Below are 24,572 nucleotides of genomic sequence, written 5' to 3'. Positions count from 1 at the left end.
CTGCCCGTCAGACCGCGACCGGCTCGGCGGCCTGGGCCGTCTCGCCGCTCTCTGCCACGACGCCCGGGACCCGGCGGAGCTTCTTCATCGGGCCGAGCTCCGACTCGTACACCTTCTTGACGCCGTCGCCGAGGGACGCCTCGATGGTGCGGATGTCGCGGACCAGGCGGGTCAGGCCCTGCGGCTCGACGGACGCGGCCTGGTCGGAGCCCCACATGGCGCGGTCCAGGGTGATGTGGCGCTCGACGAACGCGGCGCCGAGCGCGACGGCGGCGAGGGTGGTCTGCAGGCCCGTCTCGTGGCCGCTGTAGCCGATCGGGACGTTGGGGTACTCCTGCTGGAGGGTGTTGATGACGCGGAGGTTCAGCTCCTCGGCCTTGGCCGGGTACGTCGAAGTGGCGTGGCAGAGAAGGATGTTGTCCGAGCCGAGGACCTCGACGGCGTGCCGGATCTGGCGCGGGGTCGACATGCCGGTGGAGAGGATCACCGTGCGGCCGGTGGCGCGCAGGGAGCGCAGGAGCTCGTCGTCGGTGAGGGAGGCGGAGGCCACCTTGTGGGCGGGGACGTCGAACTTCTCCAGGAAGGCGACGGCCTCGGTGTCCCACGGGGAGGCGAACCAGTCGATGCCGCGCTCGGCGCAGTGCTCGGAGATGGCGCGGTACTCGGTCTCGCCGAACTCGACGCGGTGGCGGTAGTCGATGTACGTCATCCGGCCCCAGGGGGTGTCGCGCTCGATGTCCCACTGGTCGCGCGGGGTGCAGATCTCCGGGGTGCGCTTCTGGAACTTGACGGCGTCGCAGCCGGCTTCGGCGGCCACGTCGATCAGCGCGATCGCGTTGTCGAGGTCGCCGTTGTGGTTGATGCCGATCTCGCCGGTGACGTAGACGGGGTGGCCGGGGCCCGCGGTGCGGTCGCCGAGGGTGCGCAGTCGGGAGGTGCTCATGAGGGTGTTCCTTACTTACTTGGTGGGGGTGGGAGTGGTGAGGGTGGGTCCGAGCAGCCAGGCCGCGATCTCGCGGACGGCGCCGAATCCGCCGGGGGTGGTGGTCACGGCGCGCGCTGCGGCGCGTACCGAGTCGTGCGCGCTCGCGACGGCCACGGGCCAGCCGGCGAGTGCGAAGCAGGGGAGGTCGTTGACGTCGTTGCCGACGTACAGGACGCGTTCGGGGGCGATGGACTGTTCGTCGCACCACTGCTTGAGCGCGAGGTCCTTGCGGTCGATGCCGTGCAGGACGGGGACGCGGAGCTTGTGGGCGCGGGCGGCGACGACCGGGTTCTGTTCCGTGGAGAGGATCAGCAGCGGCAGTCCGGCCTTGCGCAGGGCTGCGATGCCGAGTCCGTCGCCCCGGTGGACGGCGACGGTCTCGCGGCCGTCGGAGTCGATGAGGACGCGGTCGTCCGTCTGGGTGCCGTCGAAGTCGAGGACGACCGCGTCGATGTCCTCGCGGGTCGGCAGCGGTGCCGGGTCCAGGAGCGGGGCCAGGGCGCGGGCGCGGGCCAGGTCGTGCGGGTCGTCGATCTCCAGGACCCGGGCGGGGTCGGTGCGCACCAGGGCGGTGTGGCCGAAGAAGCGGTGGCGGTGGGTGCGGAAGCCCGCCACGTCCATCGCGTAGGCGGCGCCCGTTTCGAGGAGGTCCTCGGGGCGGTCCTGGCGGCGGGGGCGGACGGCCTTGTCGTGGTTGACACCGTAGTTGTGGTCCTCGACCGCGCTGCCGTCGCGCCACAGGAAGCCGTGGAAGGGGGCGACGGTGACGGCGGTGTCGGCGCCCTCGCGGGCGACCGCGGCGGCGACTCCGTCGATGTCCTCGCGTGCGACGAAGGGGCTGGTGCACTGGACGAGCAGGACCACGTCCACGGTCCGGCCGTGCTCCGCCTCGTAGGTGTCGAGGGCGTGCAGGACGGCGGCCTCGCTGGTCGCGGTGTCGCCCGCGATCGCTTCGGGGCGCTGGACGCAGTGCAGCCGGGCCGCCTCGCCGAGCGCCTCGCCTGCGGCGCGGGCCGCTTCGGCGACGGCCGGGGCGTCGGTCGTCACGACGACGTCGGTGACCTCGCTCGACGCGAGGCAGGCACGGACCGCGCGGACGACCAGCGGTACGCCGCCGACCTGGGCGAGGTTCTTGGCGGGTACGCCCTTGGATCCGCCGCGGGCGGGGATCACGGCTAGCACGGTGGGCTGCGTCATCGCTGCTCCAGTGAGTGGCTTGGAGGGGTCGGCAATCGGGGGGTGGAAGAAGGAGCGGGGCCGGGTGTGTGCAGTCGCGGGGCGGAGGAGGGAGGCAACGCGGGGCGTCGTCGACCGACGACACCGCCGCAGATGCGGGTGACCGGCCCCGCGATGCCGTCACCCGGCTGCCGGTCCCTCTTCGTGGTTCTCACAGCTCGCCCATCCGTCGGATGACCGGGGCGACTCGCTGGACGCCGTGGCGGTACGCGCCCCGGGCCGCGTCGCGGACCGCCTCGCGCACCGCTCCCCTGACCCGGCCGGCCTCCCGGGGGGCCGCGGCGCCGGGGAGCGGGTGGCCGTCGGGGGCCAGGTGGTGGCGGGCGAGGATGCCGGGGAGGTAGCCGGGGGCGGTGGCGGGTGTGTAGTAGGGCGCGGGGTCCGGCAGCCGGTCCTGCGCCAGCAGGGCGGCGACCCGGGTGCGGGCGGTGTCGTAGGCCGTGGCGTAGGTGCCGTCGGCCGCGACGCCCTGGCCGGCCAGCCACTCGGCGTCGGGCACCGGATGGGCGCCGCCGTCGAGGTGGTCCCAGGAGGTGAGCAGGCCGGAGCCGACGAAGTGGTGGTTGCCGAGGGTCTCGCGCACCCCGAGGTCGGTGAGGACCGCGGTGGGGATGCGCCGGTGCAGGGACTCCAGGGCGGCGGTCGAGGAGACGGTGACCAGCAGGTCGGTGCGGTCCAGGACCTCGCCCATGTGCCCGTACACGAGACGGAAGTTGGGCGGGAGTCCGCCGGGCAGCCTCTCGGCGAGGCGCTGGTAGGGGAGTTCCTCGATGTGCGTGGTGTGCTCACCGGGCTTGGAGCGCAGCTTGAGGAGCACGTCGCGCCCCGGGTGCAGCCTGGCGTGCTCGACGAGCCGGCGCAGCAGGTACGTACGGTCGGCGCGGGAGGCCGGTACGGAGGGCTGGGCGGCGAAGACGACCGTGTCGCGGCCCTGTTCGGGGGCGTGCGGGGCGCCGCCGAGGAACGGCAGGGCGGCCTCCGTGACGGCCGAGGCGTCGGCGCCCACTCCCTCGTACACGTCGCGGAAACGCTCTGCGTCGTGGCGGGAGTTGGCGAGGACGACGTCGGCTCCGTGCCGCAGCAGCAGTCCGTCGGCGAGCTTCTCGTAGACGACGCCGACGTAGCCGGTGACGACGACGGGCCGGGCGGGCAGCCGGAGTGCGGCGAGGCCGTGCAGCATCGCCTGGACGGCGCCGCCGACGAGGGCGAGGACCACGAGGTCGTATCCCTCGTCGCGCACGGTGTGCAGGAACTCGACGGCCGTCACCTCGCGCACCCGGTCGGTGTCGATGCCGACGTCGCCGACCTCGGCGAGCTGGCGGGGCGTCGGCGTGGCCCGGCCGCGGAGCAGCAGTCCGCTGATCTCCGCACGGGGCGCGGACGCGCTTCCGTCGCCCGTGGTGAGCCGGCGCGCGGTGAGCGCGCCCCACTTCCATCGGGTGTCGGAGTCTGCGAGTACGGCTACCCGGAGGGTGGTCGTCTTTTCGGTACGTGGGGGCACGTCCCAGACGTTAGGAAGGCCCGGGGGTGGACAGCCCAACGCGACAGCAACAGCGGGTTAACAGCCCGCCGACGATTGCCGAACCGGCTGCCCGGCTCGTTGAAAGGCGAAGAGGAATTCCCTTACGGGCCTACCGGTTAACGAATCCGACGGGCGCCGTTCACCCACCGTCTGCACAGCCGAAAGAACGAATGCGCGGCCCGGAACTAGCGTGATGCGAGTGGTTAAGCTCTCCGTCATCGTGCCGTTCTACAACGTGCAGACATACGCGCCCGACACCCTCAGAAGTCTGCTGGCCAACGCCCGCGACGACTTCGAATTCATCCTCGTCGACGATTGTTCGACCGACGGGACGCCGGAAATCCTGCACCGCGCCCAGGAGGACATTCCGGGGGTGGTGGTGCTCGGACACGAACGGAACGGCGGGCTGGCCACCGCACGCAACACCGGTCTGGACGCGGCCCGCGGCGAGTACATCACCTTCCTGGACGGCGACGACTGGCTTGCGCCCGGCTACTACACCGAACTCCTGGCCCGTGCCGAGAGCCTGTCCTGCGACTTCGTCCGCACGGACCACGTCCAGGCCCACGCCCGGGCGCGCACCGTGCAGCGGGCACCGCACGGCCTCAGGGACGTGACCCTGGATCCCCGCGCCGCGATCCTGCCCGCCACCCGGTCCACGATGGTCGACTACCCGTACGCCTGGGCCGGGATCTATCACCGCAGACTGCTGGACCGCGGCCTGCTGCATTTCACGGACGGGCTGCGCACGGCGGAGGACCGGCCGTGGATCTGGCGGCTGCACCGGCAGGCGGAATCCTTCGCGGTGACCGGAATGCTGGGGCTCTTCTACCGGCGCGGGGTTTCCACCTCACTGACCCAGATCGGCGACGTACGCCAACTCGATTTCATCCGGGCGTTCGACCAGGTCGTACGGGAAACGGCCGAGGACCGTGACGCGGATGTCCTGCTGCCGAAGGCCGTACGGACGTATTGCGCCGTCATTTCTCATCACAACAGCTCGATCGAAAGGTTCGAACCCTCTGTGGCCCGGACATTGAAGTCGCTCAGCTCGGCGGCCCTGAAGCGCATGCCGCAACAGGTACTCGACGAGGCGCTGGACTCGATGGACGGGCAGCGCGCGACGCTGCTGCGCCGGCTGCGCCGCCGCCCGCACACCGCGAAGGAGGTCGCTGCCGCATGAGCACCACCGTGCGCACCACGCGCGTCTTCGTCGCCTCCACCCTCTACGGCGTGGCCACGCTGGCCGCCGCGATGGACGACGGCCGTTTCGGGGCCGCCGACCGTTCGCTCCTCCTGCTCTGCAACAACGCCTCGATCCCCGAGACGTCCCCGTCCGTCGACACGATGCCCGGCTTCGAAGCGCTGCGCGTGCGCTTCGACGGAGTGCTGTCATGGAACGAGGCCATCGCGCCCTTCCACCCCGGCGCCTGGGAACCGCGGGCGGACGACGTGCCGTTGTGGGAGCGCCATCTGCGCCTCGTGTGGGGACTCGGCGACGACCGTGTCGAGCTGGTCGTCGAATCGATCCAGGTCAGCCCGTCCCTGTCGATCTGCCAGATCTTCACAGCCGCACCGATCGACGTGTACGCGGACGGCCTGATGAGCTACGGCCCGACCAGGAACAAGATCGACCCGCTGATCGGCACCCGGGTGCGCCGGCTGCTCCATCCCGATCTGGTGCCGGGGCTGAAGCCGTTGCTGCTCACGGAGTTCGGCGTGGAGCCGGAGACGCTGAGCACGGACCACCTGCTGAAGGTCTTCGCGGAGCTCGCCGACCTGCCGGTCGCGGTCCCGCCCGTGGAGGCGCCCGCACTGCTGCTGGGCCAGTACCTCTCGGCGCTCGGACTGATCGAGGCGGCGCAGGAGGAGGAACTGCACCTGCGGATGATCCGGGGCGCCGTCGCGCTCGGGCACACCCGTCTGGTGTTCAAGCCGCATCCCACCGCGCCGGAGCAGTGGGCGCACGCGATGGTGGCCGAGGCGAGCGCGCTGGGCGCCGAACTGACCGTGCTGGAAAGGGATTCCGGCCGCTCCGGCGCGACAGGCGCATCCCTGCTCGCGGAGGTGCTGTACCAGCGGATGCGGCCGGCACTGGTCGTCGGCTGCTTCTCCACCGCGCTCCTGACGGCGGCCGCGTTCTACGGGCTGCCGGTCGCCAGGACCGGTACGGACCTGCTGCTGGACCGGCTCGCCCCGTACCAGAACAGCAACCGGGTGCCGGTGACGCTGGTCGACGCGCTGCTGCCGGATCTGGGCGACGCACAGGCCGTACGCGAGTGGTCGCCGCCCTCCGCGGACCGGGTGGCCGAGCAGGTCTCCCCGCTGCTCACGGCGGTGGGCTTCGCGATGCAGCCCCAGATCTACCCGGACCTGCGCCCGGCGGCCGAGCACTACCTCGCGCACCATCTGAACGACCGCACCCGGCGCTACTTCAAGCGCCGCCGTCTGACGACGCTGGCCCTGCCGGGGGCGGTCCCCGCCCAGCTCTCCTTCATCCCGCGCAGCCGGGCCCTGCGAAGGGTTGCGCGCAGGGCCCGGGCGTTCAAGCGGGCGGCGTTGGGGTGAGGGCCGGTCCCGGCAGGTGAAGGGCCCCGTCCGGTCACTGGATCCGGACGGGGCCCTCGCTGCAGGGCTTCCACGGCGGCGGGGCGGGTGAACCGGCCGGCTCACCCGCCCCCGCCCCCGTACCGTCAGACGCGCACGCCCGCCCGGATGAACCGCAGGTCCGCCGCGTTCGCCTCGGTGACCTTCCACAGTTCCTGCTGCCGGCCGTGCACATCGGCCACCGCTGCCGCGTGGTCGTCGAGCAACCCGGCCGCCCGCTCCACGAGCCGGGCCCCGAGGTGCCGGTCGTGGACGGAGATGCCCCATTCGGGCCGCTCGATGTCGGCCAGGAAGTACGCCATCTTCGGGTGCGAGATCAGGCTGATGACCGGCGTGCCACAGCCGAACGGGATCATGCCCGCGTGCCCGCGCATCCCGATGACCAGCTTGGTCCTGGCGTACGTGTCACGGATCTCGTCGTTCCCGAAGTCGTACATCGGGATCACCGGCAGCGCGATGCCGTGCTCGCGCCGCAGGTCGAAGGCGATCCGTTCGTCGTCGAGCGAGTGGGCCACGCACTTCACCTCGGCATGGGCACCGAGCCCCTTCACCGCGGTGGCCATCTCGGCGAGGAAGTGCGCGTAGTCGTGGCCGAAGCGGAGCCCCGAGCGGTCGTACGCGGCGTTGATCAGCACGGTGTCCTCGCGCTGTGCGGGGTCGGTCCAGCCGTCCACCAGCTGCCGGGTGACGGTGGTCGGGCAGGGCTGGAAGCGGACCTTGTCGTGCAGTGACGGCGGCAGCAGCTCGCGGACCTTCTCGATCGAGCCGTGGTTGCGCAGCCCGAAGAACGAGGAGCGCTCCACCAGCTTGCGCAGCGAGGAGAGGAACCGGTCGCGGCCGTGGCCGTACGCCTGGCCGTCGAAGGCGTTGAAGCCGACCGCGTACACCATGACGGGTACGTCGATCCGCTCCAGCAGTTCGTCGGGGACGTTCCACTGCCAGCCGCTGTTGCCGTTCGGAGCGGTGTCCGGGATGAAGAGCCCGCCGCCGCCGATGACCAGTCCGCGGCGGGCGTTGACGCGTTCCAGGGCGGCCTCGTCGAACAGCCGGTGGGCGTGGACGGAGTGCCAGCGGGCCGGGCCGGTGTCACGGCCGAAGGCCAGCCGGACGCTCTCCGGGAGCAGCTTGTCACCGGCGTTGCCCTGCCGGTCCATGTAGAAGGCGACGTGGGCGAGTTGCTCGTCGGCCGGCCCCTCCACGGGGGTCTCGGCGTCCCTGGTGCGCTTGTACATCAGCCGGTTCGCCCGGTGGGTGGGGTCGACGCCGAGCCCCTGGAGGGCGTACTGCGCGGCGGTCGTGTCGTCGCCGTGGATCCAGGCGATCTGGGCGAGGCGTGAGAAGGCGGTGGCGGCCCGGTTGGGGGCAGCGGTGGCCAGCAGAAGCTGCGCGCGTGCCTCTTCGTAGCGGGAGACGCTCAGCAGCGCGTTGCCGAGCACCTCGTGCGGCCAGGCCTCGTCGACGGGGATCCGGACGCCGCCGAGTATGTCGGCCGCCTCCTGGTACTCACCGGCGCCGATGTGCGCGAGGGCGACCTTGCGGGCGCTCTCGGGGTCGGCGGTGCGGCGGACGTGCGGGGTGCCGTAGTGCACCAGCAGGTCGTGGTGCTTGGCGCCGGGCAGCGCCAGGTACGCGGCGTGGAACGCGGCGTCGGACAGCTCGAACTCACGCCAGCGGTCCTCGGCCCGGCCGTAGCCGGCCTCGCCGCCCTGCCACGGCTTGTGCCGGCCGGTGAAGTGCAGGATGGCGGTGGCGTCGGGCACCGGGAGGTCGCCGGAGAGCCGCCGCTTGACGAAGTTGTAGCGGGCGTCGAGCTGCACGAAGTCGCCGTCGAGCACGGCGTTCAGGATGCCCTGGTCGTGCTTGTCGAGTTCGTAGGTGCCCTTGCGGCCCACGTCGTCGATCCTGGCGCAGAACTCGTCGCTCAGGTACTCGCGCTGGATCACCAGCAGCCCGCTGTTGAGCTTGTGCTGCCCGTAGAAGAACTGCGGAACGGCGGCAAGTCCGTCGCGCAGCCTCAGCAGGTCGCCCAGGTCACCGAGGACCACCATGTCGGTGTCCAGGGTAATCACGGTGTCGTAGTCGCGCACCCGGAAGACGTCGAGGATGAAGTACGCCTTGCGGACCAGGTAGTTGTCCTGGTCGCCCTTGGCGTACGTGTCGTAGCGCGCGGCATCGACCCGGCGGAAGTCGATGCGCGGGTGCAGCGCCCGGATCTGTGCGACGGATGCGGGGCGGAGCCCGTCGTGCAGGACGATGAAGTCCTCGCAGACCCCCGGGTTGGACAGGGCGAGGCTGCGCAGCAGGGCGAGGAAGCCGGGCAGGTAGTTCTCGTCCACGAAGCTCGCGAAGGCGACGCGGCGTTTGCCGGTGAGGGCGTTGGAGGGGGCGTGGGGCGCGGGTGCGGCAGGGGGCGTCGTCGTCATCGCAGTCGGATCCTCGTATCGGTGACGCTCTGGGCGCGTTCCATGACCCACGCCTTTTCGCTGGTGTACTCGTGGACGGAGGTGATGGGCATCTTCATCGCGGCCGGCAGCCGGTAGGCGCCGCTCTCGTAGAAGTCGAAGCCGATCAGGTCGAGTTGTGAGCTGACGTCCAGGTGGTCCAGCAGCCACAGCATGTTGAATCCGCTGGTGGGGATGGCCGGCCAGACGTCCGTGCCGACCCTGCCGATGTTGCGCAGCGGCCAGCGCAGGGATTCGTCGCCGAGGTACTGCTGCGCGCCGGGCACCAGCCGGTTGCGCAGCGAGTACTTCCAGTCGCCGGAGACCCCGCCGAAGACCAGCCGGGTATGGACCTTCTGGTCCCAGTTGAAGCCGTGCTTGTGGATGGTGGCGTGGATGTCGGTACGGCTGCCGGTCGCCGCGGGGTCGATCCGGTACGAGTTGAAGCGGACGACGAGGTCGTACGCGTCGATCTCCGCGCCCATCGAACCGGTGCCGACACGTTGCGAGTTGGCGATCAGACAGATCGACTTCCCCGCGATGCGGTTGCGGAACTCGCCGAGCGTCGTCCATTCGACGTCGCCGAAGGTGGGATCGCCGACCGGGCCACGCATCCGGGCCCGGCGCTGGCCGGCGTAGAGCTCCATGAGTCCGGTGAGGGAGGTGAGGTCGCCGTGGCCGGCGCCTGTGCGGGGAGCGCCGCCACCACCGGGCGCGCCGCCGGCCTCCAGCGCGAGGCCGACGTACTGGCTGAGGGCCTCCTGGATCTCCGGCACGGGCGCGCCCGCCCGGTCCTGGGCCAGCAGCGCGCCGATGAGCCGGGATCGCGCCCGGCTCCAGTCCCCGCGCCCGTACAGTGCCAGGCCCTCGGCCCAGGTGTCGGTGACCGACCCCGCAGCGAAGCCCTCGGCCTCGGGGCAGCTCTGCTCCAGCTTCAGCAGCAGTTCGCTCTGGAACTCCGCGCCTGCCCGCAGCCCGGCCGTCTTCGCCGCGACCCCGAAGCCGTCCTCGTCGGTGAGGGCCAGGTAGCGCTCGTACGCCTCGACGGCGGCGCTCTCCGCGCCGATCGCCTCCAGGACACGAGCCCGCAGCCGCCAGGCCGCCCGGGACTTCTTGCGCTGGGTCAGCACGGTGTCGGTGATGAGGACGGCGAGCTTCAGCTCGTCGTCGTAGCCGCAGTCCAGCGCCTTGGAGCCGACCGCGAGCAAGGGGTCGAGCAGCTGGTCACCGATGACCAGCGCGGAGGCCGGCCCGCCTTTGCCGGCGCGCCGCAGCAGCGGGAGCGGGGCGGCTGCCTCGGAGGACGGCTGCTCCATGGTCGCGTGGGTGGCCAGCAGATTCCGCAGGGCCTCGGCGAGCGCCGCACGCCGCCGGTCGAGGCCGGCGACCAGCTTCCCGCTGTGCGCGGCGCAGGCGCGCAGACAGGTCTCCAGTTCCGTCGGGCGGACGGTGGTGAGGGAGGACGTGCCGCCGTCGGGCGGTGTCGGTTCCTCCGCGTCACGCTGCCGTGGCCAACGGGTGCGGGCTTTCGTCATGGCGCTCCAAGCGTCTGCTGCCCGTGGGGGGAAGGGGCGTAGGAAGAGAGGGAGGTACGGATGTTCGTCAACCGTTCGTGGTTCCGTAGCACGCTAGGAAACCTGAACGGCCGGAACATGAACTCGCCCTGTCAGCACGGAAAACTGCCGCCCTCCGTCCGTGGGCACCGGCCGGCCCGGCCTCCCGGCCACCGTCCGCGCCGGATGACCGAGCGGGTACGGCCGCGTGAAGGCCGGCGGTCCATCGGATGAACCACCTTTTCGCCCGCGGGATCTGGCGATGCTCGATGGCATATTCGACCCATCATGAGGACTCCGTCGATTCTCCGATCGCCGCGTGGCCGGGGTGCCGCCCTGGCCGCCGTGCTCACCGTCGCGACCGTCTGCGCCGGCGACGCGGTGGCCCGCAGCTACCCCTTCGGCCTGCACACCCGCAGCGTGAACGACCTGGGCAATCAGTTCGTACCGTTCCACGCCCGGCTCTGGGACCTGCTGCACGGGCGGGCGGACGGCGGACTGCTGGTCAACTGGCAGTCGGGCTTCGGCACGAGCTTCCTGCCGGACCTCGGTACGTACCTGACCAGCCCCTTCGCCCTGCTCGTCGGGGTGTTCCCGAGGGACCGGATCGACCTGGCCGTCTACGTGGTCACGCTGGTGAAGACGGGGGCGGCAGCGGCGGCCATGACCTGGCTGCTCACCGCGTTGCGCCGGGGGCGCGGCCGGGAGTGGCTGGCGGCGGTGCTCGGCGCCTCGTACGCGCTGTGCGGCTGGTCGGTCGTCGAGGCCGCGTACAACCCGATGTGGCTGGACGGACTGATCGCCTTCCCGCTGCTCTGCCTGGCCGGCGAGTGGGCGCGCACCGCGCGGCGCCCCGTGCTGGGGACGCTCCTGGTCACGCTCGCCTGGGTGTCCAACTTCTACACCGCGTACATGGCCACGCTCGGGGCTGCCCTGGTGCTGGTGGTACGGCTGCTGCTGGAGGACGGGACGTCGCGTGAGCGGGTCCGGGGGCTGGTGCGCGCGGTGCGGACGGTGCTGATCGGCATCGGGCTGGCGGCGCCGGTGCTGGTGCCGGTGTTCCTGGGGACGCGGCACGCCTACCCGGGCTGGACCCGGGAGTTCGCCCCGGCCGCCTGGCCGGACGTCGCCGCCCGGCTGCTGCCTGCCACGTACGGATTCTTCAGCCCGGCGGTCTTCCTCGGCACGGGCTCGCTGCTGCTGGCCTGTGCGCTGGCCTTTCACCGTGCCGTGCCGCGCACCGAGCGGTGGGTGTGGCCGGGGCTGGTGGCAGTGGTCGCGCTGTCGTTGCAGTGGGGGCCCACGCATCTGCTCTGGCACGCCTTCGCGACGCCGAACGGGAGCCCGTTCCGGCAGACGTTCGTCCTTTCCGGCATCGTGGTGATCGCCGCCTGGACCTCCGTCGCCCATGCCTGGCCGGACCGGCGGGCGCTGCTGGGCGGGGGCGGGGTGCTGGTGCTGGTCGCCGCGGCCGCCGCCCCCAGCGAACTGGTCACCCGGTGGACCTATCCGCTGTTCGCCGCCGGACTGGTGGCGGCCGTCTGCGGTCTCGCGCTGGTCCGCAGCCGCAGGTTCGTCGTGCTCGCGGTGCTCCTGCTGGTCGGTGCGCAGGCCGGGCAGGCCGCCGCGACCACCGCGTACGCCGACCGGCAGCGGCTGAACCGGCTCGACGACTACGCCCCCTGGGGCGAGCGGCAGAGCCTCCAGTCCGCTGCGGTCGCCGCCGCCGACGGCTGGCCTCGCTACCGCACCGACCCCGGCCTCGAACAGAGCACAGCCAACGATCCGATGCTGGTCGGCGGGCAGGGCGGGGCCTACTACAGCAGCCATACGCCTGACGTGACGACCCGCACCTTCCTCGCGCTGGGCGCCGGCTGGACCTCGCGGGGCCGCGCGCTGCAGAGCCTGGACAACCCGGTGACCGACGCGGTGTTCTCGGTCGGGGCCCGGGTCCGTATGCCGCGCGATCCGCATCAGGTCTGGAACCGCCCGGACCGGCGGCCGGTGACCGTGTCCCGGCAGGACGTCCCGCCGCTGGTGACGGTGCGGCCGTCGGGGTCCGGTTCGTCCGGGTGGGGGCGCTCGCCGTTCCGCAATCAGGAGAAGGTGCTGGGCGCTTCGGTGTACACGCTGCCCACGACCGCGCTGCGGTCCGCGGACGGCAGCGCCGCCACCGACAGGAACACGAGCACCTACGCGGCGAAGCCCGGCACGTACGCCTTGGAGGCGATGTGCCCCGCGGGCAGCCAGGTGTTCCTGTGGGCGCCCGACCTGTTCGGCACCGCCCGGCTGGGTGCGACCGGTGAACCGGCCGATGTCCGGGGCGACATGCCCGCACGCCGTGCCGGGATACTGCCGCTGGGCGCGGGTGCGGGCCGGATCACCGTGACGCTCCGGGTGGAGAGGGCGGGGACCGTCCCGCACGAGTCCGTCGGCTGCCTGGATCCGGGGCGCCTCGCCTCGGCGGTGGCGGAGCTGAAGCACACGGGCGCGACGCGGGTCACCGTCTCGGGCGCCGGTGTGCACGCCGAACTCCCGCCGCGGACGCGGGGGGTGGCCGTGCTGGCCGCGCCCCGGATCGCGGGATGGAGCTGCGACGGGCGTCCGGCCGACTCGTACCTCGGCCTGGTGGCGGTGCCGGTCGGCGGCGACCGGACCTCGGTGGACTGCACCTTCCGGCCGCCGGGGCTGCGGGCCGGGACGATTGCCGGGACGGCCGCACTGGCGGCACTGCTCGCCGTGGCGTTCGGACCGGCGGCCCTGACGCGCGTACGGCGGCGGCGCGCACGACCGTAGCGACGAAGGCACCGGGCGCCGCTACGGCAGGGCGGGATCGGCCCGGCCGCGCACCGGCAGGGGGAGCGCAGCCTCAACGTGCCCCGGCAGGGCGGGCTCGCGTGACCGTGCTGCGGCAGGGCGGGATCGCGTGACCGTGCTGCGGCGGGGCGGGATCGGCCTCACTGCCCGCCAACAGTGCCGGACCGGCCTGCTCCGTACCGCGTCTCGATGCCCGCGATGATCAGCCGCAGGCCGTCCTCGAAGCGTTCGTCGTAGTTGGCGAAGATCTCGGCGCCGGCCGCGGCGGCCAGCGGGTAGCGGGCCAGCCGTTCCGCGCGTTCACCGATGTCGAAGCCCTCGCGCTGCTGGTCCGGCATCGGGCGGACGCCCTGCTCCTCGCTGACGAAGCCCATCGTGTACGAGTACGCGGTGGTGCCCGCCCGCACGGCCTGCCACAGCTCGAAGCCCGCGTCGACCATGGTCCGAAGATGCGCCTCGAGCCCGTCCGCGTGCTCGGTTCCGGTGAACTTCGCGCCGCCGTAGACCTTGGCCCCGTCGCGGTAGCGCAGCAGGGCTCTGCGCAGCCCGCTGTTGTACGCGACGAGCTGGTCCTGCCAGCGCTCCGGGGTCGGGCCCGGCAGACCCTCGTCGAGCATCCGGCGGTACATCACCGTGGCCATCTCGTCGAGCAGCGCCTGCTTGTCCTTGAAGTGCCAGTAGAGCGCGGGCGCCTTGACGTCCAGCTCCCTGGCGATGGCGCGCAGGCTGAGCCCGTCCAGGCCCACCTCGTTCAGCAGCCGCAGCGCCGTGTCGGCCACCCGGGACCGGTCGATCTTCGTCGTACCCACCTCGCCAAGTTAACAGCCCCCGCCTTGACAACTTAACAGCGTTAAGCGCAGACTCCGGACCATGGAACTTAACGATGTTAAGGAAACTGTCCGGGAGACCTCGGTCCTCATCGTCGGCGCGGGTCCCTGCGGCCTCGCCCTCGCCTGCGACCTGGCCCGTCGCGGCGTCCCCGCCCTCCTCGTCGAGCAGGCGCCCGCCCTCTTCCCCGGCTCGCGGGGCAAGGGCATCCAGCCCCGCACCCGGGAGGTCCTCGACAACCTCGGGGTCGGTGACGCGGTCCGCGAGCACGGCGGTCCCGCGCCCGTCGGGATGGCCTGGCGGAACGGTGAGCGGATGGGCGAGCACCACATGTTCCGGGTGGCCGCCCCGACGGACGCCGAACCCTACGGGGAGCCGTGGATGATGCCGCAGTGGCGCACCCAGGAGATCCTGCTGGCGCGCCTGCGCGAGCTGGGCGGCGACGTCGTCCTCTCGACCGCGCTGACCGGCCTCGACCAGGACGCGGACGGGGTCACCGCGCAGCTGAGCACCGGCCCGGTCCGCGCCTCCTACCTGGTCGCGGCGGACGGCGGGCGCTCCACCGTGCGCCGGGCGCTGTCCCTCGCGATGACCGGGGAGACGGTGGACCCGGCGCCGATGCTGGTGGCCGACGTGCGGGTGGCCGAGGACGCGCTCGACCGGCTCAACTGGCACATGATGAACACCGACTCGGGGTTCATCACGCTGTGCCCGCTGCCCGGGACCGTGGACTTCCAGCTGGTCGCCCAGTTCAAGGAGGGCGAGCCGGACATCTCCCCGGAGGGGGTGCGCGCAGTCGTCGCCGAACGCACCCACCTGGACGCGCAGGACGTCACCGAGGTGCTCTGGGCCTCCGACTTCCGCCCGCGCGCCGCGCTCGCCGACCGGTTCCGCGACGGGCGGGTCTTCCTGGCCGGGGACGCCGCCCACGTCCACTCCCCCGCGGGCGGCCAGGGGCTCAACACCAGCGTGCAGGACGCGTACAACCTGGGCTGGAAGCTCGGCCAGGTGCTGGGCCACGGGGCGCCAGCCGCCCTGCTCGACAGCTACGAGGAGGAGCGCCGCCCCGTCGCCGCCGAGATGCTCGGCCTGTCCACCCGTATCCACCGCGGCGAGCAGGAGCGGGGCGCGGCCGCCCAGCAGCTGGGCCTCGGGTACCGCGAGGGCCCGCTGTCGGTGGGCCGCGCGGGCGCTCTGGAGGCCGGCGACCGGGCCCCCGACGGGCCGGCGGGCGAGCGGCGGCTGTTCGACGTCTTCCGGGGCCCGCACTTCACCCTGCTGGCGGTCGGCACCGAAGCGGAGCTGCCGGAGTTCACCGGCTCACAGGTCAGGGTGCACCGCGTGGCCGCCTACGAGGCATACGGCAAGGGGCTGTTCCTGGTCCGGCCCGACGGCTACATCGGCTGGGCGGGCGAGGACGCGACCGGCCTCGCGGAGTATCTGGCCCCGCTGGGTCTCGGCCTCGGGCGCGGCTGAACTCCCGCGTTCGTCGGTGCGGAGCCCGCGACCGGCGCCCTGCCCGACCGACCCGATCGCCCGCGCCCCGGCACTCGCCCGCGCCCCGGCACCCGCCCGCGCGGAGGGCGCGCCCCTCGCCCATTCCCCGCGGCCCGCGCGCGGGCGGCTCCGCACTGACCAACAATGGCGGGAGGCACCACGCGGCGAGCCTGCGTGGTGCGGCCCAGACCGAGAGGAGCGGGCGGCATGAGCGCACAACCGCTACCGGCACGCCGCGCTCTGCGCCCTGCACCGGTCAGGTCCTCTCGTTCGGATCACCCCGCGAGCCCGGCATGATCCGAACGAGAGGTCCCAGGTCCGACGCCTATCGCGCGAAGGCGTGTGAAAGGACCCGCACGCCCGAGGGGGCCCGCACGTGCGAGGTGCGCGCGTGAGCGAGAGAACCCGCACGTGCGAGGTGCGCGCGTGAGCGCCGGCGTGGACAAGGCGGCGGCGCTGCGCAAAGCCGTCCGGGTGACGCTGGCGGTGAGCATCGGCTTCTACCCGCTGCTGTACGCCGCCGAGCAGCCGATCGCCGCTCTCTACGCGCTCTTCGCGCCCATTGCCTTCGGTCTGCTCTCCGCCATCCCCGGATCCGGCCGGCAGAGGGCATCCGTCATGCTGTGCGCGCTTCCCGCGGCACTCGCGCTGGCGTCCCTGGGAACGGTCCTCGCGGTGAACACCTGGGCGGCGGTCGGCGGCGTGCTCGCCGTCGGGTTCCTGCTGACGTTCGCGGCCGTGGCAGGCCCGCGACCGGCGGGAACGGGGCCCGGTCTTCAGCTCTTCTACATCCTCGCCTGCTTTCCCCCCTACGCCCCCGATTCGCTGGGGGCCCGGCTCCTGGGGCTCACCACGGGGATCCTGCTCCTCGCCGCATGCGAGGTGCTCCTGCCGGAACCGTCCGCCGCGTCCTACCGGGAACGGCTGGCGCGCGCGCTCGGGACGGCAGCCGTCGGGGCCGCGCGCGGCGAGGTCCCGCCCGAGAAGCTGCGCAAGGCCGGATCGAAACTGCGGCTGTCGCACATCCCGCCGGCGGAGAGACCCGCCGGCGCGGGCCGGAAGGACCGCGCGCTGGATCAGGCCGGCCGCTCGGTACGCCGGCTCCTGGAACAGCTGGCCACGCTCGCCGAAGCGACACCGGGAGCCGCCGACGACGCGTCCGCCGCCCTCCTCGGCCGGGTCGCGGCGGTCTGCACCGCATGCGCGCGGTTCTTGCGTACCGGCAGCCACCCGCCCCTGGCCGGGGCACTGGAAGAGGCGATGCTGCGCTTCCAGGAGGAACGCGTCCGTCTGGTGTCGGGCCCGCCCGGCGACATGCCCCCGACCGCCGTGCTGCAGCGCCAGTCGCGGGTGCTGGCACTGGCCGAATCGGCCCGGATCGTGGAGGTCACCGCAGACATCGCCGTGAACGGCCGGCCCACCGCACCGGCCGCCCCGCCCGATCTGTTCTGGTACGCGGAGCTGTCCACACCGAGGCTGTGGGCCCACCGCGTCCTCGGCAACATGACGTTCCGGTCGGTGGTCTTCCAGAACGCCGTACGGACCGCGCTCGCCCTGGCGGCCGCCCGGCTGGTGGCCGGTTCCTTCGACCTGGCCCACGGGTTCTGGGTGCTTCTGGCCGTGCTGACCCTCGGGCGTACGACCGTGGGCGCGACCTGGCGGACGGTTCGCCTGTCGGTGGCCGGCAATGCGGTGGGGGCTCTCGTGGCGGGGGCCCTCCTGACGGGGGTCGGCCCGCACACCGATGTGTACGCCGCCCTGCTCGCCCCCGCGATGCTGGTGGGGTTCTCGCTGGGACCGTTGCTGGGGATCGCGTTCGCGCAAGGAGCGTTCACCCTGGTCGTGGCCACCGCGTTCGCCCAGATGTCGCCGGTCACCTGGCGCTTGTCGGAGGCACGGATGATCGACGTCGTCACCGGCAGCGTGATCGGCCTGGTGTGCGGGCTGCTGGCCTGGCCGGCCGGGGCCCGAAGGGAAGTCCGCCGCGCCATGGCCGGACTGCTGCGCTCGTGCGGCGGGATGGTGCCCCCGACCGCGGAGACGCTGCTGACCCCGCCGGGCTCGTCGACGCAGACCGTGCAGACCGTGCAGACGTTGCCGAGCCTGCACAAGGTGCGCCTTGCCGAGGCGGCGTACGCGCAGTACCGGAGCGAGGCCCCGGGCGCCTCCCAGGAGGCCGGCCCCGACTGGCACGCCGTACTCATCGCCGCCGGCCACATGCTCATGGGCGCGTACCGGCTGCCCCGCTTCGGCCTTCGCCCGCGCGCCGGCACGACGGGCCCGTCCGCGGCCTGGGCCCGCGCCACGGCGGCGGCACTGGAAGTGGAGGCCGACCGGATCGCTTCGCTGCTGGGCGGCCGAACGGTGCCCGCGCGGCCGCCCGTACCGCACCCCGGCGACTACCCGCCGACTTCACTGTCGGTCGACCTGGAGGTGTGGATGACAAGCCTCGGCCATCAGTTCGGCCACATCGAGGCCTCCGTGACGCCACCGTCCCGCTCGGGAGCCCCTGGACTGCCCGGGAGCAGCTCCCGGGAGCCCTGAGGCCCGGTCAGACGCTGCTGAGGGAGAGCTTCGCCGCGAAGCCGAGGAACAGCACGCCCGCCGCCGAAGTGGCTCCCGCCGAGAGCCGCTTGCGACGGCGGAACGCGGCGGACAGCCGGGTGCCGCCGAAGATCAGCATCGACAGGTACAGGAAGCTGGCTGTCTGGAGCAGGGTGCCCAGCAGCAGGAAGGAGAGCGCCGGGTACGCGTACCCGGGGTCGACGAACTGCACGAAGAACGAGATCAGGAACAGGATCGCCTTCGGGTTGAACAGGCTGACCACCAGCGCCCGCCGGTACGGCCGCTCCATGGTGCCCGGGGTCTCGGTCCCGTCCGCCGTCTCACCCGTGAGCTCGGCCACCCGGCGGTGCCGCTCGCGCCACATGGACACCGCAGCGCGCAGCATCCCGATCGCCAGCCAGGTCAGATAGCCCGCACCGGCGAACTTCACCACGGCGAAGAGCACGGGCGTCGTCTGCAGCAGGGACGAGGCCCCGAGCGCGGACAGCGTCATCAGCACGGTGTCCCCGGTCCACACGCCGGCCGCGGCCACATAGCCGGTCCGCACCCCGCGCCGGGCGGCGACGGACAGCACGTACAGCGAATTCGGCCCCGGCAGCAGAACGATGAGCACGAGGCCGGCGAGATAGGTCGGAAGGTCGGTGACACCCAGCATGAAACGGAGTGTCGCACGGGCGTGCGACGCCCCGGTCCCGGGGGTTCCGGGGCGGGAGTCCGGGGCGGAAGTTCCGCGGCAGGGCCCTCTCAGCCCCCGTCGCCGTCGCGCAGGCGGTCCACCGAGAGCTCCGTCTCCACGCCGCCTCGTCGGGCACGGCGAACGACGTCCCGCGCTTGTGGTGCGCCTCAGAACGCGTCCACCGGCACGTACGTCCCCCACACGTCCCGCAGCGCGTTGCACACCTCGCCCACCGTGGCGCGGGCCCGCAGCGCGTCCTTCATCGGGTAGAGCACGTTGTCCGAGCCCTCGGCCGCCTTGCGCAGGGCCGCCAGGGCCGCGTCCACCGCGCCCCGGTCGCGTGCGGCACGGAGTCTCGCCAGCCGGGCCGCCTGCTGGGCCTCGATCGCCGGATCGACGCGGAGCGGCTCGTACGGCTCCTCCTCGTCGAGCCGGAAGCGGTTGACGCCGACGACGACCCGCTCGGCACTGTCCGTCTCCAGGGCGATGCGGTAGGCGCTGCGCTCGATCTCGTTCTTCTGGAAGCCGCGCTCGATCGCGTGGACGGCGCCGCCCATGTCCTCGATCCTGAGCATCAGTTCCACGGCCGCGGCCTCGACGTCGTCGGTCATCTTCTCGACGACGTAGCTGCCCGCGAACGGGTCGACGGTGGCCGTCACGTCCGTCTCGTACGCCAGGACCTGCTGGGTGCGCAGGGCGAGGCGGGCGGACTTGTCCGTCGGGAGCGCGATCGCCTCGTCGAAGGAGTTGGTGTGCAACGACTGGGTGCCGCCCAGGACCGCGGCGAGCCCCTGCACCGCGACGCGCACCAGGTTGACCTCGGGCTGCTGCGCGGTGAGCTGGACGCCCGCGGTCTGGGTGTGGAAGCGGAGCATCAGCGACTTGGGATTCTCCGCACCGAACTCCTCCTTCATCACCCGCGCCCAGATCCGCCGGGCGGCGCGGAACTTGGCGACCTCCTCCAGGATCGTCGTACGCGAGACGAAGAAGAACGAGAGCCGCGGGGCGAAGTCGTCGACGTCCATGCCGGCCGCGACGGCGGTACGCACGTACTCGATGCCGTCCGCGAGCGTGAAGGCGATCTCCTGCGCGGGCGATGCCCCGGCCTCCGCCATGTGGTAGCCGGAGATCGAGATGGTGTTCCACTTCGGGATCTCGGCCCGGCAGTACTTGAAGATGTCGGCGATCAGCCGCAGCGAGGGCTGGGGCGGGAAGATGTACGTGCCGCGGGCGATGTACTCCTTGAGCACGTCGTTCTGGATGGTGCCCGTGAGCTGCTGGGCCGGGACGCCCTGCTCCTCCGCGACCAGCTGGTACATGAGCAGGAGCAGCGCGGCAGGGGCGTTGATCGTCATGGACGTGGAGACCTTGTCCAGCGGGATCCCGTCGAACAGCACGCGCATGTCGTCGACCGAGTCGATCGCCACCCCGACCTTGCCGACCTCACCGGACGCGATCTCCGCGTCGGAGTCGTGGCCCATCTGGGTGGGCAGGTCGAAGGCGACGGAGAGGCCCGTCGTGCCGTTGGCGATCAGCTGCTTGTAGCGGGCGTTGGACTCGGTGGCCGTACCGAAGCCCGCGTACTGGCGCATCGTCCAGGGGCGGCCGGTGTACATGGACGGGTACACACCGCGCGTGAAGGGGTAGGCACCCGGCTCCCCCAGCTTCTCCGCCGGGTCCCACCCGTCGAGCGTGTCCGGCCCGTAGACCGGCTCGATGGGCAGTCCCGACTCCGACTCGCGTGTCATCTGCTGCACCTCCCGCTGAAGCTGCTCGCCGGCAGCCGATGGTCTTCGCGACGGACTGTAGCGGCGGGTGCTCGAGCATTGGACGGGCCGGGCCGGGACCTTGCCCACAGCCCCGATGCCTGACATCCTCCGGGCCTCCATGCCGCTTTCCCCATCATGCGCAGGATTCGGCAACCGGGCAGAGCGGGAATCCGTCCCATGAGATACCGCAGATTCAGGGGGCCGAGATGATACGCAGCAGCAGGACCGGGCGCGGCCACGCGCACAGAGGCGGCCGGGGGGCCGGTGCGGCATCCGCCGTCGCCGTACTGGCACTGGTCGCCGTGACCGCGGGATGCAAGGCGGAACCCGCCGGCAGCGCGTCGGCCGCCCCTCCGGCGAGCAGCTCACCCACCGACGACGCCAAGCCCGGCGCGAACGGGCCGGAGTCCGCCACGCCGTCCGCGAGCGCGAAGCCGAGCACACCGGCGACGACGACACCCGGGGCGACCCCCGAGTCCGCACCCCCCTCCGCACCCCCGTCCGCGCCCCCTTCCTCGCCCCCTTCCTCGCCGTCGGCCGATCCGCAGGCCGAGGTGCTGATGGCGAGCGGCGCCGAGGGCAAGCAGGTACGTGAGCTCCAGGCTCGGCTGCGTCAGATCGGCCACTTCGACCGCAGCCCCACGGGCTACTACGGCTCCGTCACGGTCGCCTCCGTGCAGTCGTTCCAGGGCAAGCGCGGACTGTCCCGTACAGGGAAGACGGACACGCTCACCTGGCAGAAGCTGCTCGGCATGACGCACCGGCCGACGGCCGCCGAGCTGAACCCGCCGACCACCCGTCCGGTCGCGAAGCCGGACAAGCGCTGTATGACGGGCCGGGTGATCTGCATCAGCAAGAACAGCCGGTCGCTGTCCTGGATGATCGACGGCAAGGTCGTCTCGTCGATGGACGTGCGGTTCGGCTCGCAGTACACGCCGACGCGCGAAGGCACCTTCTCCGTCTACTGGAAGTCCCGCCACCACGTGTCGACGATCTACCACACGGCCATGCCGTACGCGATGTTCTTCAGCGGCGGTCAGGCGGTGCACTACTCGTCGGACTTCGCGGCCCGCGGCTACAACGGCGCCTCGCACGGCTGCGTCAACGTCCGGGACGAGGGGAAGATCGCCTCGCTGTTCGACCAGGTCCGCAACGGCGACAAGGTCGTCGTCTACAAGTGAGGTCCTGGACGAGGGGCGCGGACGGGACCGGGGGAACGTGTCCCGCCCGCGCCGTTTGCGCCGAGCCGTAGGTACGGGGGGAACCCCGGCTCCGGGCGCTGCCGATGACCAGTCGGCTCACTCATTACTGCGCCCGCAGGCCGAAAAACGTCACACCCGGTGGTGGTGGGGCGGTGCGGACCGTCAGCGCGCCACGCCGGAGAACGCCGACGCCGGGAAGTGCGAGGACCCGGAGTCCGGGGCGAGGGCGGTGGCCGAGGGCTCCGGGGGAGCCGTGGAGAAGCGGATCGAGGGCAGGGTGCCAGAGCCGCCACCGGACGAGCCGTCACTGCCGGCCGGGTCGTCGTCGCCGCCGTTGTCGTTGCCGCTCTGACCGTCGTCGCCCTTCCCGCCGCCGCTCGTACCGCTGCCGCTCGTTCCGTCGGCGCTCGTTCCGTCGGCCTGGTCGATCATCCGGTCGCAGAACCGGTCGAGGTTGCGGGCGCCACCGGCCAGCGCTTCGAGGCGGCTTCTGCGCTCGTCGTCGAGCGCGCCGTCGCGGTAGGCGCGGCAGGCCTTCAGAGTCTTGGCGTACCAGGTGAGCGTCTTGCCGCCGGTGCTGCCGGACGTCCCGTCGCCCGCCTGGCCGTCCTGACTGCTCTCGCCCTGCGTCGCGTCGGCACCGTCCGACAGGGCGTCCCCGGTGCCGCCGGACCGGTCGTCGCCGGTGCCCTCGCCGCCGGTGTCCTCGTCCGTGGCGCGGCCGTCGCCTTCGGGACGGCCGCTCTCCGGGCCGCCGGCGCCGCCGGAACCGGGCTTGCCCGGCATCGCGGTGTCGCCGCCCGGGGATCCGGGCGGCGGTGCGGACGTCTCGTCGTCCGCGGTGAGGCCGGAACCCAGCTCCTCGGGGGTCGCCGCGGCCGACACCGAGGTGGCCGGTGCGGGCGCGTGGCGGCCGAAGGGACCGGGCAGCACCCCGGTCCCGGCTGCCACGGCCACCCCGCCGATCGCGCAGCACGCGAGGGAGGCGACCAGACCGAAGCGGATCGGCCGGCTCCAGCGCATCGGGCGGGGGCCGCGGGAACCCGCGGCTCCGGACGCCGTGCCGGAACCGGCCGAGCGTATGTGTACGGGGGCGAGCATCCCGGACTCGGACTCGGTGGAGCCGTCCGTCCCGGCGGTCCGGGCAGCGCGCAGCGGAACCGCGGAGGCGGACACTGCGGTGGTACGGCGGGCTGCGCGGAAGGCGGCCAGTGCGGCGGCCTCGCCGGGCAGTTCCCCGGTGGCGGGGCGGGCGGAGCGGGCCACGACGTCCAGAGCGGCCGCGAGCCTTTCGGCGTCCTGTCGGAGCCGGCCGTCGGCAGGATCGACCGGTTGGCGGTGGAGCATTTTCTCCGCCGCTGCCTTGTCAAGCCATTCATGCTGCTCGTCGGCCATCACATGTCCTTCTGCGTCCACTGACGCGAATGCGTCACACCGGCGGGCGCCACCAGGCCGGTGCGGGAGGGGCGTTGCGCGGGAACGGCGCCGAGTTCCACCGTCCGGCCCGCCCCGTTGCCCTGCGGGGACCGCGCCGGGGCGGTGCCGTCGACCGGCCCCCTCGGCGCACCGACGCCTCCGGCCGGTCCGTCGCCGCGCGGACGGTTCGCTTCCGCGGAGCCGGGGCCGGGGCCGGGGGCGGAACCGACGGCCCGCAGACCGCCTTCGCCGCCCGGTTTCCCGGCACCGCCCACGCCGTCCACGCCGCCCAAGCCATCCGTCCGCAGCAGTTCGGCGAGCCGCTTCAGCCCGCGGTGCGCGGCGGTGCGGACCGCGCCGGGCCGCTTGCCCAGCGTCTGCGCCGCGCTCTTCGCGTCGAGACCGACCACCACGCGCAGCACCACGGCCTCGGCCTGGTCCTGCGGCAGCTGGGCGATGAGCGACATGGTGCGGCTGGTGGCCAGCGCCTCGATCGCCTCGTCGGCCGTGTCGGACCCGGCCGGCTTCTCGGACAGTTCCGTCTCGTCGCCGCCGACGGCGGGCCGCCTGCCGCGCATCCGCAGATGGTCCAGGGCACGGTTGCGCGCTATCCGCGCCGCCCAGCCCCGGAAGCGGTCGGCGTCACCGCTGAACCGTTCGAGGTCCCTGGCTATCTGCAGCCACGACTCGGACGCGACGTCCTCGGCGTCCGGCTCCCCCACCAGCGTTCGTATGTAGCCCAGCAGCCGCGGCTGCACAGCGCGGTACACAGCACGGAAGGCGTCCTCGTCCCCGTCCTGCGCCGCGAGCACCGCGGCAGTAAGCCCCGCGTCGTCCCCCAGCACTCCCTCAACCTGCCCTGCTGTCCTGAATCGCAGCTGGTCATCGCTGCCGCGCCACCCTGCGCGACTCAGCACGCTACGTCCTTCGCGGGCACCGCGTCCATGACTTGTACAACCCGCAACATTCTTCGGACACCGTGCGGTGTGACAGAAAACGCAGTCGTGGCGCTGAGATGAGTACGGGGTCGTCCTGCGGCCCCGCGGAGGACGACCGGGGCCTCTCCTGTGGGGGGTGGCGGCCTCGGTCGTCTTCCTTTGACCCTCTCTGGCCAGGAAGAACGCGGCTCACGCGGCTCACTGGGTTCACGGGGCTTCCGGACGACCAGCACGTGACCGTCGACGCATCAGGCACCAGGACCGTCACCGCACGGCACACGAACGAAACCGGCCACCACCCCATGGGCGATGCGTCGAGGGCCGGAGCGGTTCGCGACCCGTCGGGCGAAGTCCTTACAGCAGACGCACCCCTGCTCCATGGCCGCGTGCCGATGAGGGCCGGGTGGTGAGTTCGTGTTCCGTTTGGGGGCCGGCCGGTGAGGTGGTGCTTCCGTGTGCTGTGACGTTTCTGTGTGTCAGGGCGCAGAAGGAGAGGGGCGGCATGCTGGGCGATCGAAGA

16 protein-coding genes are annotated in these 24,572 nt (G+C 72.4%); 6 read left to right on the top strand and 10 right to left on the bottom strand.

What is annotated here, in order from left to right:
* Nucleotides 1–7: 7 nt before the first annotated feature.
* The 3 genes from ABT025_RS30270 to ABT025_RS30260 form a co-directional block, all read right to left on the bottom strand.
* A complete protein-coding gene (locus ABT025_RS30270) occupies nt 8–943 on the bottom strand; it encodes an N-acetylneuraminate synthase family protein (protein ID WP_351001411.1) in 936 nt (311 codons plus the stop codon).
* A gap of 15 nt (nt 944–958) precedes the next feature.
* Nucleotides 959–2,182 carry a cytidylyltransferase domain-containing protein gene (locus ABT025_RS30265; protein WP_351001408.1) on the bottom strand — a complete coding sequence of 408 codons (1,224 nt, stop codon included), beginning with the start codon at nt 2,180–2,182 and terminating at the stop codon, nt 959–961.
* A gap of 190 nt (nt 2,183–2,372) precedes the next feature.
* Nucleotides 2,373–3,722, bottom strand: coding sequence for a DUF6716 putative glycosyltransferase (locus ABT025_RS30260; RefSeq protein WP_351001405.1), 1,350 nt, complete (start codon nt 3,720–3,722; stop codon nt 2,373–2,375).
* A 220-nt stretch (nt 3,723–3,942) separates the two neighbouring features.
* Between ABT025_RS30260 and ABT025_RS30255 the strand changes: the two genes are divergently transcribed.
* Both ABT025_RS30255 and ABT025_RS30250 read left to right on the top strand, forming a co-directional pair.
* Entirely contained in the window at nt 3,943–4,926 is a 984-nt protein-coding gene (locus ABT025_RS30255) for a glycosyltransferase family 2 protein (protein ID WP_351001402.1), read from the top strand.
* Nucleotides 4,923–6,311 (top strand): polysialyltransferase family glycosyltransferase, encoded by a 1,389-nt coding sequence (locus ABT025_RS30250; RefSeq protein ID WP_351001399.1) that lies wholly within the window; start codon nt 4,923–4,925, stop codon nt 6,309–6,311. The genes ABT025_RS30255 and ABT025_RS30250 overlap by 4 nt, the downstream gene beginning before the upstream one ends.
* Nucleotides 6,312–6,436: 125 nt before the next feature.
* On the opposite strand, the gene ABT025_RS30245 is transcribed toward ABT025_RS30250, so the two are convergent.
* Together ABT025_RS30245 and ABT025_RS30240 are read right to left on the bottom strand one after the other, a co-directional pair.
* Nucleotides 6,437–8,773 (bottom strand): glycosyltransferase, encoded by a 2,337-nt coding sequence (locus tag ABT025_RS30245; protein WP_351001396.1) that lies wholly within the window; start codon nt 8,771–8,773, stop codon nt 6,437–6,439.
* Complete coding sequence (locus ABT025_RS30240) at nt 8,770–10,326, bottom strand: hypothetical protein (RefSeq protein WP_351001393.1); 1,557 nt, start codon at nt 10,324–10,326, stop codon at nt 8,770–8,772. Before ABT025_RS30240 ends, ABT025_RS30245 begins: the two co-directional genes overlap by 4 nt.
* 306 nt (nt 10,327–10,632) lie before the next feature.
* Between ABT025_RS30240 and ABT025_RS30235 the strand changes: the two genes are divergently transcribed.
* Nucleotides 10,633–13,140 (top strand): YfhO family protein, encoded by a 2,508-nt coding sequence (locus ABT025_RS30235; protein ID WP_351001390.1) that lies wholly within the window; start codon nt 10,633–10,635, stop codon nt 13,138–13,140.
* Nucleotides 13,141–13,301: 161 nt separating this feature from the next.
* Here ABT025_RS30235 and ABT025_RS30230 read toward each other — a convergent pair whose 3' ends face one another.
* Nucleotides 13,302–13,970, bottom strand: coding sequence for a TetR/AcrR family transcriptional regulator C-terminal domain-containing protein (locus ABT025_RS30230; protein ID WP_351001387.1), 669 nt, complete (start codon nt 13,968–13,970; stop codon nt 13,302–13,304).
* A 61-nt stretch (nt 13,971–14,031) separates the two neighbouring features.
* On the opposite strand from ABT025_RS30230, the gene ABT025_RS30225 reads away from it, so the two are divergent.
* Nucleotides 14,032–15,465 carry an FAD-dependent monooxygenase gene (locus tag ABT025_RS30225; RefSeq protein ID WP_351001384.1) on the top strand — a complete coding sequence of 478 codons (1,434 nt, stop codon included), beginning with the start codon at nt 14,032–14,034 and terminating at the stop codon, nt 15,463–15,465.
* A 447-nt stretch (nt 15,466–15,912) separates the two neighbouring features.
* Nucleotides 15,913–18,030 carry an FUSC family protein gene (locus tag ABT025_RS30220; RefSeq protein ID WP_351001381.1) on the top strand — a complete coding sequence of 706 codons (2,118 nt, stop codon included), beginning with the start codon at nt 15,913–15,915 and terminating at the stop codon, nt 18,028–18,030.
* A gap of 7 nt (nt 18,031–18,037) precedes the next feature.
* Here the strand turns inward: ABT025_RS30220 and leuE are convergent, their stop codons facing one another.
* Together leuE and ABT025_RS30210 are read right to left on the bottom strand one after the other, a co-directional pair.
* The gene (gene leuE, locus ABT025_RS30215) at nt 18,038–18,706 is read right to left on the bottom strand and encodes a leucine efflux protein LeuE (protein ID WP_351001378.1); all 669 of its coding nucleotides are present in this window, start codon (nt 18,704–18,706) and stop codon (nt 18,038–18,040) included.
* A 188-nt stretch (nt 18,707–18,894) separates the two neighbouring features.
* Nucleotides 18,895–20,475, bottom strand: a complete 1,581-nt coding sequence (locus tag ABT025_RS30210; RefSeq protein WP_351001375.1) for an acyl-CoA mutase large subunit family protein — start codon at nt 20,473–20,475, stop codon at nt 18,895–18,897.
* A 227-nt stretch (nt 20,476–20,702) separates the two neighbouring features.
* On the opposite strand from ABT025_RS30210, the gene ABT025_RS30205 reads away from it, so the two are divergent.
* Complete coding sequence (locus ABT025_RS30205) at nt 20,703–21,677, top strand: L,D-transpeptidase family protein (protein ID WP_351001372.1); 975 nt, start codon at nt 20,703–20,705, stop codon at nt 21,675–21,677.
* A gap of 183 nt (nt 21,678–21,860) precedes the next feature.
* Here ABT025_RS30205 and ABT025_RS30200 read toward each other — a convergent pair whose 3' ends face one another.
* Both ABT025_RS30200 and ABT025_RS30195 read right to left on the bottom strand, forming a co-directional pair.
* A complete protein-coding gene (locus ABT025_RS30200; RefSeq protein WP_351001369.1) occupies nt 21,861–23,093 on the bottom strand; it encodes a serine/threonine-protein kinase in 1,233 nt (410 codons plus the stop codon).
* Complete coding sequence (locus ABT025_RS30195; RefSeq protein WP_351001449.1) at nt 23,093–23,959, bottom strand: RNA polymerase sigma factor; 867 nt, start codon at nt 23,957–23,959, stop codon at nt 23,093–23,095. Before ABT025_RS30195 ends, ABT025_RS30200 begins: the two co-directional genes overlap by 1 nt.
* Nucleotides 23,960–24,572: the final 613 nt, after the last annotated feature.

The organism is Streptomyces sp. NPDC002809, from assembly GCF_040295435.1.
Lineage (GTDB): Bacteria > Actinomycetota > Actinomycetes > Streptomycetales > Streptomycetaceae > Streptomyces.
This window is presented reverse-complemented; position numbering and strand designations above follow the sequence as displayed.

Bases quoted from the DNA above. Each gene is read 5' to 3' on its own strand.
- ABT025_RS30210 (WP_351001375.1), bottom strand. From the start codon at position 20,475: ATGACACGCGAGTCGGAGTCGGGACTGCCCATCGAGCCGGTCTACGGG.
- ABT025_RS30200 (WP_351001369.1), bottom strand. From the start codon at position 23,093: ATGGCCGACGAGCAGCATGAATGGCTTGACAAGGCAGCGGCGGAGAAA.
- ABT025_RS30205 (WP_351001372.1), top strand. From the start codon at position 20,703: ATGATACGCAGCAGCAGGACCGGGCGCGGCCACGCGCACAGAGGCGGC.
- ABT025_RS30240 (WP_351001393.1), bottom strand. From the start codon at position 10,326: ATGACGAAAGCCCGCACCCGTTGGCCACGGCAGCGTGACGCGGAGGAA.
- ABT025_RS30265 (WP_351001408.1), bottom strand. From the start codon at position 2,182: ATGACGCAGCCCACCGTGCTAGCCGTGATCCCCGCCCGCGGCGGATCC.
- ABT025_RS30270 (WP_351001411.1), bottom strand. From the start codon at position 943: ATGAGCACCTCCCGACTGCGCACCCTCGGCGACCGCACCGCGGGCCCC.
- leuE (WP_351001378.1), bottom strand. From the start codon at position 18,706: ATGCTGGGTGTCACCGACCTTCCGACCTATCTCGCCGGCCTCGTGCTC.
- ABT025_RS30250 (WP_351001399.1), top strand. From the start codon at position 4,923: ATGAGCACCACCGTGCGCACCACGCGCGTCTTCGTCGCCTCCACCCTC.
- ABT025_RS30245 (WP_351001396.1), bottom strand. From the start codon at position 8,773: ATGACGACGACGCCCCCTGCCGCACCCGCGCCCCACGCCCCCTCCAAC.
- ABT025_RS30225 (WP_351001384.1), top strand. From the start codon at position 14,032: ATGGAACTTAACGATGTTAAGGAAACTGTCCGGGAGACCTCGGTCCTC.
- ABT025_RS30235 (WP_351001390.1), top strand. From the start codon at position 10,633: ATGAGGACTCCGTCGATTCTCCGATCGCCGCGTGGCCGGGGTGCCGCC.